The organism is Endozoicomonas sp. 2B-B, assembly GCF_053470045.1.
Map to the genome: position 1 here is coordinate 6,656,697 of NZ_JBLZMU010000001.1, position 18,297 is coordinate 6,674,993.

Annotated in this window: 11 protein-coding genes; all 11 read left to right on the forward strand. The window is 53.1% G+C overall.

The features are described from left to right. Positions 1-47 precede the first annotated feature (47 nt). Complete coding sequence (locus ACOMHB_RS23810) at positions 48-1,295, forward strand: ankyrin repeat domain-containing protein (RefSeq protein ID WP_448218499.1); 1,248 nt, start codon at positions 48-50, stop codon at positions 1,293-1,295. A gap of 77 nt (positions 1,296-1,372) precedes the next feature. Then, complete coding sequence (locus tag ACOMHB_RS23815) at positions 1,373-2,458, forward strand: ankyrin repeat domain-containing protein (RefSeq protein ID WP_448218500.1); 1,086 nt, start codon at positions 1,373-1,375, stop codon at positions 2,456-2,458. A 135-nt stretch (positions 2,459-2,593) separates the two neighbouring features. After that, the gene (locus ACOMHB_RS23820; RefSeq protein ID WP_448218501.1) at positions 2,594-4,144 is read left to right on the forward strand and encodes an ankyrin repeat domain-containing protein; all 1,551 of its coding nucleotides are present in this window, start codon (positions 2,594-2,596) and stop codon (positions 4,142-4,144) included. A gap of 637 nt (positions 4,145-4,781) precedes the next feature. Beyond that, entirely contained in the window at positions 4,782-5,900 is a 1,119-nt protein-coding gene (locus ACOMHB_RS23825; RefSeq protein WP_448218502.1) for a hypothetical protein, read from the forward strand. Positions 5,901-6,153: 253 nt separating this feature from the next. Then, on the forward strand, positions 6,154-6,846 hold the full coding sequence (locus tag ACOMHB_RS23830) for an ankyrin repeat domain-containing protein (protein ID WP_448218503.1): 693 nt from the start codon (positions 6,154-6,156) through the stop codon (positions 6,844-6,846). Positions 6,847-7,033: 187 nt separating this feature from the next. After that, a complete protein-coding gene (locus tag ACOMHB_RS23835; protein ID WP_448218504.1) occupies positions 7,034-8,827 on the forward strand; it encodes an ankyrin repeat domain-containing protein in 1,794 nt (597 codons plus the stop codon). Positions 8,828-8,964: 137 nt separating this feature from the next. Then, positions 8,965-10,863 carry an ankyrin repeat domain-containing protein gene (locus ACOMHB_RS23840; RefSeq protein ID WP_448218505.1) on the forward strand — a complete coding sequence of 633 codons (1,899 nt, stop codon included), beginning with the start codon at positions 8,965-8,967 and terminating at the stop codon, positions 10,861-10,863. A 138-nt stretch (positions 10,864-11,001) separates the two neighbouring features. Beyond that, positions 11,002-13,170 (forward strand): ankyrin repeat domain-containing protein, encoded by a 2,169-nt coding sequence (locus ACOMHB_RS23845; RefSeq protein WP_448218506.1) that lies wholly within the window; start codon positions 11,002-11,004, stop codon positions 13,168-13,170. A 186-nt stretch (positions 13,171-13,356) separates the two neighbouring features. Beyond that, complete coding sequence (locus ACOMHB_RS23850; protein WP_448218507.1) at positions 13,357-15,114, forward strand: ankyrin repeat domain-containing protein; 1,758 nt, start codon at positions 13,357-13,359, stop codon at positions 15,112-15,114. 441 nt (positions 15,115-15,555) lie between these two features. Further along, the gene (locus ACOMHB_RS23855; protein WP_448218508.1) at positions 15,556-16,257 is read left to right on the forward strand and encodes an ankyrin repeat domain-containing protein; all 702 of its coding nucleotides are present in this window, start codon (positions 15,556-15,558) and stop codon (positions 16,255-16,257) included. 136 nt (positions 16,258-16,393) lie between these two features. Then, a complete protein-coding gene (locus ACOMHB_RS23860; protein ID WP_448218509.1) occupies positions 16,394-18,247 on the forward strand; it encodes an ankyrin repeat domain-containing protein in 1,854 nt (617 codons plus the stop codon). The last annotated feature ends 50 nt before the right edge of the window (positions 18,248-18,297 follow it).

Genomic DNA, 18,297 nt, shown 5'->3' on the forward strand with positions numbered 1-18,297 from the left:
ATCATAACTCCTTTGTGACTGACCCGGACAACTCATTGATAATACAGATGTTCTATTTATGTATGGCATTGCTCGCTGCCTTCTTCCCGTCGACACCAGAGGCCGATCAATGTCCTATTTGCCTGTCTCCCTTCCATGGTCGAAGTGTACCGCCCGTGGTCGTCACAACCCAATGTTGTCGCCAACGTTTCGATCTGGACTGTATTTCAAGGTCTTTTTATGAACAGCCCATGGGCTCACGCCGGTGCGCGATGTGCCGACAAGACCCGATGCCTTTGGTGAATCAGAACACCAGTGAATCTCACCCGGATACATTTTTCCCCGATCAGGCGTTTTATCTAGCCTGTATAAACGGGGATCTGGATCGGGTGGAGAGGTCACTGGCAGAAGGAGTCAATGTCAATGCCGTTGTGATTGGTGGCTTCACTGCCTTAATGTTGGCATCCAGTGACGGGAACAAGGACGTCGTCGAACGCCTGATCAACGCCGGGGCGAACCTCGACGCCGCCTGTTCGACTGGTGCCACCGCACTGTCCATCGCTGCTCAGGAAAATAGCATCGACTGCGTGAAACTCCTGATCAGCGCCGGGGCGGATGTCAACGCACGGTCTGAGTATGGCGTCACCCCGCTGTTCATCGCTGCCGGAAAAGGCAATACCGACTGCGTAAAAGCACTGATCGAAGCCGAGGCGAATCTCAACGCCCGGGCCCAGAATGGCTACACCCCACTGCACATGGCTGTACAAAAAAATAACACCGACTGTGTGAAAATACTGATCAAAGCCGGGGCAGATCTCGACGCCCAGAACAAGATTGGCTCCAATGCTTTGCTCGTGGCGGTCCGACACAATAACATCGACAGCCTGAAACTCCTGATTGAAGCCAAGGCAAATCTCAACGCCGCCACTCCGAATGGTGTGCCACCACTGTTTGTCGCAGCCCAGGAAAATAACGCCGACTCTATGAAACTCTTGATCAATGCCGGGGCGAATCTCAACACCCGGGCTACGGATGGCACCACCGTGTTGATCTTTGCAGCTCTGAAGGGCCATACCGATTGCGTGGAAATCCTGATCAACACCGGCGCGAACCTCGAAGTGGCCCGTTTGGATGGTTCCACCGCACTGTTCATCGCTGCTGAGTATGGTAACGCCGACATCATGAAACTGCTGATCGACGCGGGGGCAGATGTCAACACCCTCCGGACTTCAGACGGCGCCACCCCGCTGTCCGCAGCAGCCCTGAATGGCAATACCGACTGCGTAGGACTCCTGATCAAGGCCGGGGCAAAGTAGGGAACATTGGATAGCCATACAAATGAACTACCATAGCTTCTTTGTACCTAACCCGAACTACTTATTGGCCAGCACAGATGTTTTACTTATGGATGGCATTGCTCACTACCCTCTCCTGGACACTGAAGGCCGATCAATGTCCTATTTGTCTGGATTACTTCCGTAGCAGTGATGCAGCGCCTGAGGTCGTCAAAACCCAATGCTGCGGCCAACTCTTCGATCTGGACTGTATATCGAGGTGTTTTTTTAATCAGCCCATCGGCTCACGCCATTGCGCGATGTGTCGGCAAAACCCGATGCCTTTGGTGAATCAAAACTCCGGTGAATCTCTCACGGATACATTTTTCCCCGATCAGACGTTTTATGATGCCTGTTATGACGGGGATTTGGATCAGGTGGAGAGATCACTGACAGAAGGCGTCAATGTCAATGCCGTTATGGCTTATGATTTCACGGCCTTGATGTTGGCATCCCACGGGGGGCACACGGACGTCGTCGAACGCCTTATCAACGCCGGGGCGAACCTCAATGCCGCCCGTTCGACCGGTGCTACCGCGCTGTACTACGCTGCCCAGGAAAATAACCCCGACTGCGTGAAACTCCTGATCAACGCTGGGGCGGCTCTCAACGCTGCCCTGGTGAATGGTGCCACCCCACTGTTTATCGCTGCCCAGAAAAATAACACCGAATGCGTGCAACTCCTGAGCAACGCCGGGGCGGATCTCAACGCCCGCACTATGAGTGGCACCACCCCGCTTGTCACCGCAATCTGGAGAGGTTATACCGATTGCATGGAAATCCTGATCCAGGCCGGGGCAGACCTCAACGCCGCCAGGACTATGGATGGCGCCACCCCGCTATTTATCGCAGCCTGGAGGGGCTGCACCGATTGCGTGGAAATCCTGATCCACGTCGGGGCAGATCTCAACGCCGCCACGACTTCGGGTGGCGCCACCCCGCTGTTCGTCGCTGCTGAGAATGGCAATACCGAATGCCTGAAAGCACTGATCGAAGCCGGGGCAGATCTCAGCATTGCCAGGACTTTGGATGGCGCCACCCCACTGTCTATCGCAACCAGGTTGGGCCATAGCGACTGCGTGAAAGCCCTTATCGAGGCCAGGGAAAGGAAGGGAACAAAAGAAGGGCATTTTGCTATCCAGTAAAAACAGCGTTCAGGTGTTCCCAGACTCAGAGTCATACAAAGGAGTGACTATTTATTCGCAGAAAACTTTGATAGCCACATAAATGAACTATCATGCCTTTTTGTATCTAACCCAGCTGCTTATTGAGCAACACAGATGTTCTACTTATACGTGGCATTGCTCGCTACCCTCTCCCCATGGTCACTGAAGGCTGATCACTGTCCTGTTTGTCTGGTTCCCTTCCAGGGCCGGAGTTTAGCGCCTGTGATTGTCAAAGCCCAATGTTGTGGCCATCGCTTCGATCTGGACTGTGTTTCGAAATGTTTTTCCGGTCAGCCCATTGGTTCACGCCAGTGCTCGATGTGTCGGCAAGACCCGATGCCTATGGTGAATCAAAACACCAGTGAATCTCATCCGGATACATTTTTTCCCGATCTGACATTTTTTCGTGCCTGTTTAAGCGGGGATCTGGATCAGGTGGAAAGGTCTCTGGCAGAAGGAGTCAATGTCAATGCGGTTATGATTCATGATTTCACTGCCTTGATGCTGGCAGCCAAAAACGGGAACAAGGCCCTCTTGGAACGCCTGATCAACGCCGGGGCGAACCTCGACGGTGCCGCCCGTTCGACTGCTAATACCCCATTGTTCATCGCTACCCGGGAAAATAACATCGACTGTGTGAAGCTCCTGATTAACGCCGGGGCAGATCTCAACGCCCGCTCTGAGGGTGGCGCCACCCCGCTAGCCATCGCTGCCCAGGAAAATAACATCGACTGTTTGAAACTCCTGATCAAAGCCGGGGCGGATGTCAACGCTGTCTCGTCGGATGGCGACACCCCGCTCTTCATCGCTGCCCAGAGAAATAACACCGACTGCTTGCAACTCCTGATCAACGCCAAGGCGGATGTCAACACCGTCCGGACTTCGGATGGCGTCACCCCGCTTTTCATCGCTGCCGGGATAGGCAATACCGACTGCGTGGAAATCCTGATCAAGGCCGGGGCGGAACTCGACGCCCGGAATGAGGATGGCGCCACCCCGCTATACATCGCAGCTCAGGAGGGCAATACCGACTGCGTGAAACTCCTGATCAACGCCGGGGCGAATCTCAACCCCTCCCTGACTTCGGATGGCAGCACCCCGCTGTTCACCGCTGCACGGGAGGGCAATAGCGACTGCGTGAAACTCCTGATCAACGCCGGGGCAGATCTCAATGCCCGGAGTGAGAATGGCAGCACCCCGCTTTTCATCGCTGCACAGGAGGGCAATACCGACTGCGTGAAACGCCTGATCGACGCCGGGGCGGATCTCAACGCCGCCAGGATTACGGATGGTGCCACCCCGCTTCTCATCGCAGTCTGGAAAGGCCATACCGACTGCGTGAAACTCCTGATCAAAGCCGGCGCGGATCTCAACGCTCCCATGAATGTTGCCACCCCGCTGTTTATCGCTGCCCAACAAAATAACATCGACTGCCTGAAAATCCTGATCGAAGCCGAGGCGAATCTCAACGCCCGGAATGAGAATGGCGCCACTGCGCTGTTCATCGCAGCCCTGATTGGCAATACCGACTGCGTAAAACTCCTGATCAACGCCGGGGTGGATATCAACGTCCGCACTGAGGCTGGCGACACTCCGCTGTCCATCGCAACCGAGAAGGGCAATATCGACTGCGTGGAAGCCCTGATCAAGGCTGGAGCAAAATAGGGAACTGAGGCAAGGAAGGCAACAAAAGAAAGGCGTTGTGCTATCCAACAAACAGGGCTTTCAAGTGTTCCCATCTTCCGAGTTTTGCAAAGCGTGATTATTTAGCCACAGCGAACTTTGTAAGCGATGTAGATGAACTATCAAGCTTTATCGACCATACCTGTGCGAACGATCATATTTTTAAAAATTGAACATTAGCACCATTCAATAAACTCCATGGAAATCTACAAGTGTTTTGATTGGACAGGTAAAAATGTGATGTCTAAGCTTCCCTCTGCTCCGGCAGTCTCTCAAGCAATCGGTTAGGTACGGGGATTACCCTTTTCTTTTGGTATTTATCCTACAGGCGGTCCATAGAATCATGAAAATACTTTCAAGCCTTTTTCTGGCCTTGATACTTCCATTTTGTTCTTCCCTTTGGGCTGTGAATAATGAGATCAGTGCAGATGGCCTTTTGCAATACGATCCCCGGGAGTATGCCGCTCCTGAAGAGGGCGGTGTAGTTTCTCAAAGAGACAGAAGAGAGGCCCGCAGAGGCGGAGGTTCCTCAGGAGGTGGAAGAAGTAGCGGTTCAAAAGGAGGCAGTTACAAGGGTGGCAGTCACAAGGGTGGCGGTTCAAAAAGAAGCGGTCACAAAGTGACAAGCTACATAAAATCATCAGTATCAAGAACCAGAGTTAAAATTGCAAAATTCATGAGAGGCTACTCCCTGTCCACCTCTAAAAAAATATCTGTCTCCATAAACCCGCTGGGGAAGTCCGCTCGAGGGAGTCAGCCAATAAACAAAATCGAATCAAAAGTCCGCTTTCAGACTAAAGAGTCTGGTTTTCTTTACTATACACTCAGGGGGCATGCATCACTGAAAACTTTGTTTCATCTCATTTTAATCGAAAATCCAGAAGACTCCTCAAAGTTATATCTTGGTTACTATGAGGACAATGAAGACAGTGTTATTGATAATACTGTTTTCAGTTCAACGCCAGCACCCATCTTGTTGAAAGACGTTTTATACAAGTCTGACACATCAGCTTCTGCAATCAATGGTACTGCTACCAATAGCACGGCTCTACCACCTCATTCAGATCTGTCTGCAAACGACACTCTTATAAATACTAATTTGACTTCCCGTAATACAACTGGACTACAGGGTTTAATGCCAAAAGGGCGTGAGTTTAAGTCCTTCAAACCCATTCTGAGTTTGGAAAAAGAGCTTGAATATTCAATCGAAGTGGCTTGGAAATCAGAGGATGCAATAACGTCAGTTGCAATGTCTGATAACAATGGTATGGCGTATACAACAATCAGCCCTTCAGCAACAATGTCTTCTTCGGCACCATCCTCATCCATACTGTCCTCAACGAGACGATTCATGCCAGACGCTTCGGAAGCCATTCCCGAAAATGTCGGCACTCAAATTGTTATCAAAAATAAAGAGGGCATGACTCTTGCCATATTAAATCTTGAACTGGAGCCTGGTTATTTTTCACTCAGTGATGGCAATGGCTATTTACTCGAGTACAGAATTGATGGGGCCGGGATTCATCAGCTGACTAAAATTCACACTGAAAATGAATATGCGAACGAAAACTGGAACAATGTATTCTTTCCAGTGCGTCCTGATAACGATTACACCGCCTTGTACGCATTCCTCGGAGGATTTGCCGGTTTTCTTGTAGTCGCTATGCTTTTATCAGCATTTGCAGTCAATCATTGTGGCCATCCTCAGGCGAAGACACTTCATGGAACGCCATTATAAAAATGACCTTGCGTTTCTCTACATACCATTTCTCTGGTTGCAGTGTTGATGACGATTTCTGCTGCAATATCCTTTCAACGATATTTTACAGATAGTTTGGAGCAGGGAAGCACCACCATTCATCATGGAAGCGATGGAATGATTTTAATGCTTTTTTGTATCTAACCCTTACCACTTATTCACCAATCCAGATGTTCTACTTATGTATGGAATTGCTCGCTGCCTTCTCCCCGTCGACACTGGAGGCCGATATATGTCCTATTTGTTTGGCCCCCTTCCATGGCCGAAGTTTAGCGCCTGTGGTTGTCAAGACCCGATGCCTGTGGTGAATCAGAACACCAGTGAATCTCACCCGGATACATTTTTCCCCGATCAGACATTTTATCGTGCCTTTATAAACGGGGATCTGGATCAGGTGGAGAGGTCGCTGGCAGAAGGGGTCAATGCCAATGCCGTTATGACTGCTGATTTCACTGCCTTGATGTTGGCATCCAACAGAGGGCACACGGATGTCGTCGAACGCCTGATCAACGCTGGGGCGAACCTTGACGCTGCCCGTTCGAATGGTGCCACCGCACTGTTCATCGCTGCTGAGTACGGTAATACCGACTCTGTGAAACGCCTGATCAACGCCGGAGCGGATCTCAACGTCCAGACTGAGTATGGCGCCACCCCGCTGTTCATGGCTGCTCAGCAAAATAAGATCGACAGCCTGAAAATCCTGACTGAAGCCAAGGCAGATCTCAACACTGCCACGATTAAGGATCGTGCCACCCCGCTGCACGTTGCTGCTTGGAAGGGCAATACCGAATGCCTTAAAATCCTGATCAAAGCCGGGGCGCATCTCAACGCCCACACTAAGACTGGCGCCACCCCGCTGTTCGTTGCTGCTGCGAAAGGCAATACCGACTGCCAGATACTCCTGCTCAACGCCGGGGCAGAGTAGGAAACATAGGCGGTGAAGAAAACAAAAGAAAGTCGTTGCGTTAGCCGGTAAACACAGCTCTGGGTGTTCCCATCTTCTGAGTTTTTGAAACAAGATGATTGTTTGGCCACAGCGAACTTTGATAGCCGTATAAATGAACTAATATGCTTTTCTGTATCTAACCCACTCTGCTTATTGACCAACACAGATGTTCTACTTATGTGTGGCATTGTTCGCTACCCTCTCCCCTTTGACACTGAAGGCCGATCACTGTCCTATTTGTCTGGCTCCCTTCCATGGCCGAAGTGAAGCGCCTGTGGTCGTCACAACCCAATGTTGTGGTCACCGCTTCGATCTGGACTGTATTTCAAGGTGTTTTGTTGATCAGCCCATAGGCTCACGCCTGTGCGCAATGTGTCGGCAAAACCCGATGCCTGTGGTGAACCTGAACACCAGTGAATCTTACCCGGATAGATTTTTCCCCGATCAGACCTTTTATCTTGCCTGTTTAAACGGGGATCTGGATCAGGTGGAGAGGTCTCTTGCAGAAGGAGTCAATGTCAATGCCATTATGACTGATGATTTCACTCCCTTGATGTTGGCATCCATTGGGGACCACGAGGTCGTCGAACGCCTTATCAAAGCCGGGGCGGACGTCAACGCTCGGACTGAGGATGGCGTCACCTCGCTGTTCATCGCATCACAGGAGGGCAATACCGACTGCGTGAAACGCCTGATCAACGCCGGGGCGGAGGTCAACACTCACACTAATACTGGCGCCACCCCGCTGCACGTTGCTACTTTGAGAGGCAATACCGACTGCGTGAAACTCCTGGTCAAGGCCGGGGCAAATCTCAACGCCGCCTCGTCGGATGGCATTACCGCGCTATTCATCGCTGCCCAAGAAAATAACACCGACTGCGTGAAAATACTGATTAGCTCCGGGGCGGATCTCAACGCCAACCGAACTTCCGATGGCGCAACCCCGCTGTTCGCTGCTGCTGCGAAAGGCAATACCGGCTGCATACAACTCCTGACCAACGCTGGGGCAGTGCCCAACGCCCGAACCAGGAATGGCGCTAGCCCGCTGTTCATCGCTGCCCTGAAAAATAACACCGACGGCGTGAAAATACTGATCAACGCCGAGACGGATATCAATCCCCGAACTTCGGATGGCATCACCCCTCTGTACGCCGCTGCTGAGAGAGGCAATACAGAATGCCTGAAACTCCTGATCGATGCTGGGGCGGACGTCAACGCCGCTCGGACTGCTGATGGCGCCACTCCGCTATTCGCCGCTGCTGCGAGAGGAAATACCGACTGCTTGAAAGCCCTGATCGAAGCTAAGGCGAATATCAATGCCCCAAATAAAAATGGCGCCACCCCGCTATACATCGCAACTCAGGAGGGCAATACCGACTGCGTGAAACTCCTGATCAACGCCGGGGCGGAAACCGACGCCGCCTTGTCGGATGGCTCCACGCCTCTGTTCGTTGCTGCCCGGGAGGGCAATATCGACTGCTTGAAACTACTGATCAATACCGGTGCGGATATCAACAGCCGGATTAAGAGTGGCGCCACCCCCCTCCACGCCGCAGCCTATAAAGGCAATACCGACTGCGTGAAACTCCTGATCAACGCCGGGGCGGAAACCGACGCCGCCTTGTCGGATGGCTCCACGCCTCTGTTCGTTGCTGCCCGGGAGGGCAATATCGACTGCTTGAAACTACTGATCAATACCGGTGCGGATCTCAACAGCCGGATTAAGAGTGGCGCCACCCCCCTCCACGCCGCAGCCTATAAGGGCAATACCAACTGCGTGAAACTCCTGATCAACGCCGGGGCGGATGTCAACGCCCACACTGAGAATGGCGACACTGCGCTGTCCATCGCAACCGAGCTGGGCAATATCGACTGCGTGGAAGCCCTGATCAAGGCTGGGGCAAAGAAGGGGACTGAGGCAGGGAAGAGAACAGAAGAAAGGCCTCATTCTATCCAGTAACCATGGCTCTCAGGTGTTCCCATCTTCTGCGTTTTTGAAACAGGTGATTGTTTGACCACAGCAAACTTTGATAGCCATATAAATGAGCTAGCATTCCTTTTTTGTATCCAACCCACACTACTTATTGACCAACACAGATGTTCTTCTTATCTTTGGCATTACTCGCTACCCTCTCCCCATGGACGCTGGAAGCCGATCCCTGTCCTATTTGTTTAGTTCACTTCCATGACCGTCATGTAGCGCCTGTGGTCGTCAAAACCCAATGTTGTGGTCACCGCTTCGATCTGGACTGTATTTCGAGGTGTTTTGTTGATCAGCCCATCGGCTTACGCCGCTGCGCGATGTGTCGGCAAGACCCGATGCCTGTGGTGAATGAGAACACCAGTGAATCTCACCCGGATACATTTTTCCCCGATCTGACGTTTTATCATGCCTGTTTAAACGGGGATTTGGATCAGGTGGAGAGGTCACTGGCAGTAGGAGTCAATGTCAATGCGGTTATGGCTTATGATTACACTGCTTTGATGTTGGCATCCAATAACGGGAACAATGCCGTCGTTCAACGACTGATAGCAGCCGGGGCGAACGTCAACGCTTCCCGGACTTGGAATAACGCCACCCCGCTGCTCATCGCTGCACAGCAAAATAACAACGACTGCGTAAAAATCCTGATCGAAGCTGAGGCAGATCTCAACGCCGCCATGTCGGGTGGCGCCACACCGCTGTTCATCGCTGCCCAGGAAAATAACATAGTCTGCGTGAAACTCCTGATCAACGCCGGGGCGGATCTCAACGCCGCCTTGTCGGATGGCTCCACCCCGCTGTTCATCGCTGCCCAGGAAAATAACATTGACTGCTTGACAGCCCTGATCGAAGCTGGGGCGGATCTCAACGCCACTCGGACTATAGATGGCTCCACCCCGCTGTTAATAGCTGCGGCAAAAGGCAATACCGACTGCGTGAAAGCCCTGATCGAAGCCAAGGCGAGTCTCAACGCCGCCATGTCGGATGGCGCCACACCGCTGTTCATCGCTGCCCAGGAAAATAACACAGACTGCCTGGAACTCCTGATCAACGCCGGGGCGGATCTCAACGCCGCCTTGTCGGATGGCGCCACAGCGCTATTCATTGCAGCCCAGAAGGGCAACATTGACTGCGTGAAACTCCTTCTCGACGCCGGGGCAGATGTCAGCGCCCGGACGAAGAATGGCGCCACCTCGCTGTTCATCGCAGCCCTGAAGGGCTATACCGACTGCCTGAAAATACTGATCAACGCCGGGGCGGATTTCAACGCCCGGACCGAGGATGGCTCCACCTCGCTGTTTATCGCGGCCTTGAGGGGCAATTCCGACTGCGTGAAACTCCTGATCAACGCCGGGGCGGATCTCAACACTGCCAGGATTACGGATCGTGCCAACCCGCTGTTCATGGCTGCTCAGCAAAATAACATCGACAGCCTGAAAATCCTGATCGAAGCCAAGGCGGATATCAATGCGCATATTGAGGATGGCACCACCCCGCTGTTCATCGCTGCCCAAGAAAATAACATCGAATGCGTGGAACTCCTGATCAACGCCGGGGCTGATCTCAACACCGCCTTGCCGGATGGCACCACTGCGCTGTTCATCGCTACACACGAAAATAACACCAAATGCGTGAAACTCCTGATCAATGCCGGGGCGGATCTCAACGCTCGAAATAAGACTGGCACCATCCCGCTGCACGTTGCTGTTGCGAAAGGCAATACCGACTGCGTGGAACTCCTGAGCAACGCCGGGGCTGATCCCAATATCTGCCGGACTTCGGATGGCGCCACCCCGTTGCAGATTGCTGCTGTGAAGGGCAACACCGAATGCGTGAAACTCCTGATCAACGCCGGGGCTGATCTCAACATCTGTCGGACTTCGGACGGCGCCACGCCACTGTCCATAGCAATCGAGATGGGCAATAGCGACTGTGTGAAGTTCCTTATCAACGCCGGGGCAGAGTGGGGAACAGAGGCGGTGAAGGAAACAAAAAAAGCATCGTGTCAGTGAAGATGGCTCTCAGGTATTCCTATCTTCTGAGTTTTTGAAACAGGTGATTATTTAGCCACAACAAACGTTGAGAGACACACAAATGAACTATCATTACTTTCCTGTACCCAGGCCGCACCATTCATCGACTGGCACAGAATGTTCTACATATATTTGGCATTACTCGCCACTCTCTCCCCATGGACACTGAAGGCCGATCAGTGTCCTATTTGTTTGGCTCCCTTTCATGACCGAAGTGAAGCGCCTGTTGTCGTCAAAACCCAATGTTGTGGTTACCGCTTCGATCTGGACTGTATTTCGAGGTCTTTTGTTAAACAGCCCATCGGCTCACGCCGGTGCGCGATGTGTCGGCAAAACCCGATGCCTGTGGTGAATCAGAACACCAGTGAAGCTTACCCGGATGCATTTTTCCCCGATCAGACGTTTTATCGTGCCTGTATATATGGGGATTTGGATCAGGTGGAGAGGTCACTGGCAGAAGGAGTCAATGTCAATACCGTTATGATTGGTGGCTTCACTGCCTTGATGTTAGCATCCAGCAGGGGTCACGTGGATGTCGTCAAACACCTGATAAACGCTGGGGCGAACCTCGACACTGCCCGTCCGAACGGTGCCAACGCAGTGTTCGTCGCTGCTGAGTTCGGTCATGCAGACTGCGTGAAACTCCTGATCAACGCCGGAGCCAATCTCAACGCCGCCAGAACTTCGGATGGCGCAACTCCGCTTTTCATCGCAGCCTCGAAGGGCAATACCGACTGCGTGAAACTCCTGGCCAACGCCGGAGCGGATCCCAACGCCGGGGCGAATCTCAATACCGGGGGTGTGGTAGCGGGTGCCACCCCACTGTTCATCGCAGCCCTGAATGGCAATACCGACTGCCTGAAACTCCTGATCGAAGCCATGTCGGATATCAATGCCCGAAATTCGGACGACGTCACCCCGCTGTTCGCCGCTGCCACGAGAGGCAATACCGAGTGTGTTAAACTCCTGATCAACGCCGGGGCAGACCTCAGCGCCGGTAATGAGTATAGCGCAACCCCACTGTTCGTTGCTGCTATGAGAGGTAATACCGACTGCGTGAAACTCCTGATTAACGCCGAAGCGGATCTCAACGCCCGGTCTGTGGATGGCAGCACCCCGCTGTTCCAAGCAGCTCAAAAAGGCAATACTGACTGCGTGAAACTCCTGCTCAACGCCGGTGCGAATCCCAACACTGCCTTGCCGAATGGCCGCACCCCGCTGTTCCAAGCAGCTCAGAAAGGCAACACTGACTGCGTGAAACTTCTGCTCAATGCCGGTGCGAATCCCAACGCTGCTTTATCGGATGGTGCCACCCCGCTGTTCATCGCAGCCCTTGAGGACAATGCCGAATGCCTGAAACTCCTGCTCAACTTTGGGGCAGATCTCAAAGCCGCCAGAAATAGTGATGGCGCGACTGCATTGTCCGTCGCAACCGAAGTGGGCAATACCGACTGCGTGGAAATCCTGATCAAAGCGGGAGCGCTTCTCAACGCCCGCTGTTCGTATGGCGCCACCCCGCTATACATCGCAGCTGAGGAGGGCATTACCGACTGCGTGCAACTCCTGATCAACGCCGGGGCGGATCTCGATGTCCCGGATGAGAATGGCGCCACCCCGCTTTTCGTCGCTGCACGGGAGGGCAATACCGACTGTTTGAAACTCCTGATCAACGCCGGGGCAGCTCTCAACGCCCGCACTAAGACTGACGCTACCCCGCTTTACATCGCTGTACAGAAGGGCAATACCGACTGCGTGAAACTCCTGATCAACGCCGGGGCGAATATCAACGCCACCAGGACTTCGGATGGCGCCAACCCGCTGTTCATGGCAGCCCTGAAGGGCAATACCGACTGTCTGAAACTCCTGATCAATGCCGGAGCGGATCTCAACGCCCGGACTGAGGATGGCGCCACACCGCTGTTCATCGCAATCGAGATGGGCAATACCGACTGTGTGAAACGCCTGATCAACGCCGGGGCGGATCTCAACGCCGCCAGGTCGGATGGCACCACACCGCTGTTCTTCGCTATACAAGAAAATAACACCGAGTGCTTGAAACTCCTGATCAACGCCGAGGTGGATCTCAACACCCCCCGGGCTTCGGATGGCGTCACCCCGCTTCTCATCGCAGTCTGGCAAGGCCATACCGATTGCGTGGAAATCCTGATCAGTGGTGGGGCAGATCCCAATGCCGCCAATACTATGGATGGCGGCCTACTTTTCATTGCTGCCTTGAAAGGCCATAACGGCTGCGTGGAGGCTCTGATCAAGGCTGGAGCAAAGTAGGGAACTGAGGCAAGTAAGGCAACAAAAGAAACGCGTTGTGCTATCCAGCAAACAGGGCTTTCAGTTGTTCCCATCTTCCGAGTTTTGCAATGCGTGATTATTTAGCCACAGCAAACTTTGATAGCCATATAAATGGACTAATATGCTTTTTTGTATCTAACCCACACTGCTTATTGACCAACACAGATGTTCTACTTATGTGTGGCATTGTTAACCACCCTCTCCCCATGGACACTGAAGGCCGATCACTGTCCTATTTGTCTGGCTCTCTTCCATGGCCGAAGTGAAACGCCTGTGGTTGTCAAAACTCAATGTTGTGGTCAACGCTTCGATCTGGACTGTATTTCGAGGTGTTTTGTTGATCAGCCCATCGGCTCACGACGGTGCGCCATGTGTCGGCAAGACCCAATGCCTGTGGTGAATCAGAACACCAGTGAATCTCACCCAGATACATTTTTCCCCGACAAGACATTTTTTCGCGCCTGTTTAAACGGGGATCTGGATCAGGTGGAGAGGTCTCTGGCAGAAGGGGTCAATGTTAATGCCGTTATGACTGGTGGCTTCACTGCCTTGATGCTGGCATCCTGCCGGGGTCACATGAATGTCGTCAAACGTCTGATAAACGCTGGGGCGAACCTCGACACTGCCCGTTCGAATGGTGCCACCGCACTGCTCATCGCTGCTGAATACGGTAATACCGACTGCGTAAAACACCTGACCAACGCCGGGGCGGATGTCAACGCCGCCAGGACTTCGGATGGCGCCACCCCGCTATACGTTGCTGCTGCGAAGGGCAATACCGACTGCGTGAAACTCCTGATCAGCGCCGGGGCAGATCTCGACGCCCGAACCAGGAACGGTGCCACCCTGCTTTTCATCGCTGTCCAGGAGGGCAATACCGACTGCGTGAAACTCCTGATCAACGCCGGTGCGAATATCAACGCCGCCAGAACTTCGGATAGCACCACCCCGCTGTTCATCGCAGTCCTGAAGGGCAATACCGACTGTTTGAAACTCCTGATCAACGCCGAGGCGGATCTCAACGCCCGGACTGAGGATGGCACCACCCCACTCTTCATGGCTGCCCAGAAAAATAACACCGAATGCATGAAACTCCTGATCAATGCCGGGGCGGATCTCAACGCCGCCAGGATTACGGATGGTGCCACCCCACTGCTCGCCGCTGCTGCGAAAGGCAATACCGACTGTGTGAAACTCCTGATCAACGCCGGGGCAGATCTCAACGCCCGGACTAAGAATAGCGCCACTGCGCTATACATCGCAGCTCAGGAGGGCAAAAACGACTGCGTGCAACTTCTGATCGACGCCGGGGCGAATCTCAACATCCCCCTGTCTTCGGATGGCAGCAACCCGCTGTTCATCGCTGCTGCGAAAGGCAATACCGACTGCGTGAAAGCCCTGATCAAAGCCAAGGCCAATCTCGACGCCCGAACCAAAAATGGCGCCACCCCTCTATTCTTCGCTGCCCAAGAAAATAACACCGACTGTGTAAAACTCCTGACCAATGCCGGGGCGAGTCTCAACACCCGGCCTGAAAATGGTAACACCCCACTGTTCATCGCTGCCCTGAAAAATAACACCGACAGCCTGAAACTGCTGATCAACGCCGGGGCGAATCTCAACATCTGCCGAACCTCGGATGGCGCCACCCCGCTGTACATTGCTGCTGCGAAAGGCAATACCGGCTGCGTGGAACTTCTGATCAACGCCGGGGCGGATCTCAACATCTACCGGACTTCGGATGGCGCCACCCCGCTGTACGTTGCTGCTGCAAAAGGTAACAGCGACTGCGTGAAACTCCTGATCAACGCCGGAGCAGATCTCAACACCCGGAATAAGAATGGATGCACCCCGCTGTCCGCAGCAGCCCTGAAGGGCAAAACCTATTGCCTGGAAATCCTGCTCAACGCCATGACAAAGTAGGCAAGGAAGGGAACAAAAGAAAGGCGTTGTGCTATCCAGTAAACACGGCTTTCTGGTGTTCCTATCTTCCGGGTTTTGCAGTCAAATAAAATTGCAACAATCGCAAGATCGAAAGCGGTCACTACGAAAAAGTGAATCAAACCAGTGGTGGTCACTTCCGCATATTCATTAGCCAGTGAAGGAAGATATGCTATGCAAGAGTCAGTTCTGGAAAGCAAAAATCCAGCATTGACACGCAAAAGCGCATCTTACTCCAAAAACATCCTGACGCAGAATTTATCAGCGACATTGCCAGTGCTTTCAACTTTAAGTGAAAAGGACTGCAAACCATTCTGGAATCAGCGGTGTGCGGAAATCCAACCCATATTGTGGTTGATAGCCATATAAATGAACTATCATGCTTTTTTGTCTCTAACCCGAGCTACTTATTGAATAACACAGATGTTCTACTTGTGTGTAGCATTGCTCGCTAGCCTCTCCCCATGGACACTGAAGGCCGATCCCTGTCCTATTTGTTTGGCTCCCTTCCATGACCGAAATGTAGAACCTGTGGTCGTCAGAACCCAATGTTGCGGCCACCGCTTCGATCTGGACTGTATTTCTAGGTGTTTTGTTGATCAGCCCATTGGCTCACGCCGTTGCTTGATGTGCCGACAAAACCCGATGCCTGTGGTGAATCAGAACACCAGTGAATCTCACCCGGATACATTTTTCCCGGATCAGACTTTTTATCTTGCTTGTTTAAACGGGGATCTGGATCAGGTCGAGAGGTCTCTGGCAGAGGGAGTCAATGTCAATGCCGTTATGACTAATGGTCTCACTGCCTTAATGTTGGCATCCGGCTGGGAGCACAAGGACGTCGTCGAACGCCTGATCAATGCCGGGGTGAATCTCAATGCCGCCTTGTCGGATGGCACCACCACGCTTTTCATCGCTGCACAGATGGGCCATACCTACTGCGTGAAACTCCTGATCGAAGCCGGAGCCAATCTCAACGTCCGGGCTTCGGATGGCGCCACCCCGCTGGCCATAGCAATCAAGATGAGCAATACCGACAGCATGAAACTCCTCATCAACGCCGAGGCAAAGCTGGGAACTGAGGCAGTGAAGGAAACAAAGGAAAAGCTTCATGCTGTCCAGTAAACAGGGCCCTCAGGTGTTCCCACCTTCTGAGTTTTTGAAACAGGTGATTGTTTGACCACAGCCAACTTTGATAGCCACAAAAATGAACTAAGATGCTTTTTTGTATCTAACCCACACGGCTTATTGACCAGCACAGATGTTCTACTTATGTGTAGCATTGTTCGCTAGCCTCTCCTCATGGACAGTGAAGGCCGATCACTGTCCAATTTGTTTGACTCCCTTCCATGGCCGCAATGAAGCGCCTGTGGTCGTCAAAACCCACTGTTGTGGACACCGCTTCGATCTGGACTGTATTTCGAGGTGTTTTTTTAATCAGCCTACCGGCTCACGCCGTTGCGCGATGTGTCGGCAAGACCCGATGCCTCTGATGAATCAGAACACCAGTGAATCTCACCCGGATACATTTTTCCCAGATCAGACGTTCTATCTTGCCTGTTTAAACGGGGATCTGGATCAGGTGGAGAGGTCACTGGCAGAAGGAGTCAATGTTAATGCTGTTATGAATAATGGCTTTACTGCCTTGATGTTGGCATCCGGTGGGGGGCACACTGACGTCGTCAAACGCCTGATCAATGCCGGGGCAGATGTCAACGCCGCCCCGCATGAGGATGGCGCCACTGGGCTGTTCATCGCTGCACAAGAAAATAACACCGACTGCGTGAAAATACTGATCAACGCCGGGGCAGTTGTCAACACCCGGACTAAGACTGACGACACCCCGCTGATCGCTGCTGTTACGAGAGGCAATATCGACTGCGTGAAAGCCCTGATCGAAGCCGGGGCAGATCTTAACGCCGCCTTGTCGGATGGCGCCACCCCGCTGTTCATCGCTGCACAAAGGAATGAGATAGACTGTGTGAAACTCCTGATCAACGCCGGGGCAGATCTCAACGCCGCCAGGATCACGGATGCCGCCACTCCGCTTTTCGCCGCTGCTGCAACAGGCAATACCGACTGCATGAAAGTCCTGATCAAAGCCAAGGCGAATATCAACGCCCGAAATAAGGATGGCGACACGCCGCTGTTCAGCGCAGCTATACAGGGCAATACAGAGGGCCTGAGAATCCTGATCGAAGCCATGGCGAATATCAATGCCCGGGCTTCGGATGGCGCCACGCCGCTGCTTGCCGCTGCTGCGAAAGGCAATGTTGACTGCATGAAACTCCTGGTCAACGCCGGGGCAGATCTCAACCCCCCTCATAGTCCCGATGGCGTCACCCCGCTGTTCGCCGCCGCTGCCAATGGCAATACCGATTGCGTGAAAATCCTGATCGACGCCGGGGCAGATCTCAACGTCCGGACTTCGTATGTCGCCACCCCTCTTTGCGCCGCTGCTGCGCTAGGCAAAACCGAATGCTTGAAACTCCTGATCAACGCCGGGGCGGATCTCGACAACTCCCGGACTTCGGATGGCTCCACCCCACTGTTCGAAGCTGCTGCAAGAGGCAACACCGAATGCGTGGAACTCCTGATCAACGCCGGGGCGGCTCTCAACACCCGGAATAAGGATGGCGCCACCGCTCTGTTCATCGCTGCACAAGAAAATAACACCGACTGCTTGAAACTCCTGATCAACGCCGGGGCGGATCCCAACGCCACCGCGTCGGATAGCACTACCCCACTGTTCATGGCAACTCAGGAAGGCAATACTGACTGCGTTAAACTCCTGATCGACGCTGGAGTGCATCTCTCAGCCCGGACTGAGGATGGCGCCACTGCGCTGCTAATCGCTGCTCAGCAAAATAAAATCGACTGCCTGAAAATCCTGATCGAAGCCAAGGCGGATATCAATGCGCAAATTAAGGATGGCAGCACCCCGGTGCTCATTGCTGCTGCGAAAGGCAATACCGACTGCGTAAAACTCCTGATCAACGCCGGGGCAGATCTCAACATCTGCCGGACTTCAGATGGCATCACACCGCTGCACCTTGCTGCTGCGAAAGGCAATACCGACTGCGTGCAACTCCTGACCAACGCCGGAGCAAAGTAGGGAACAAAGGCCGTGAAGGCAACAAAAGAAAGGATTTATGTTGCCCAGTG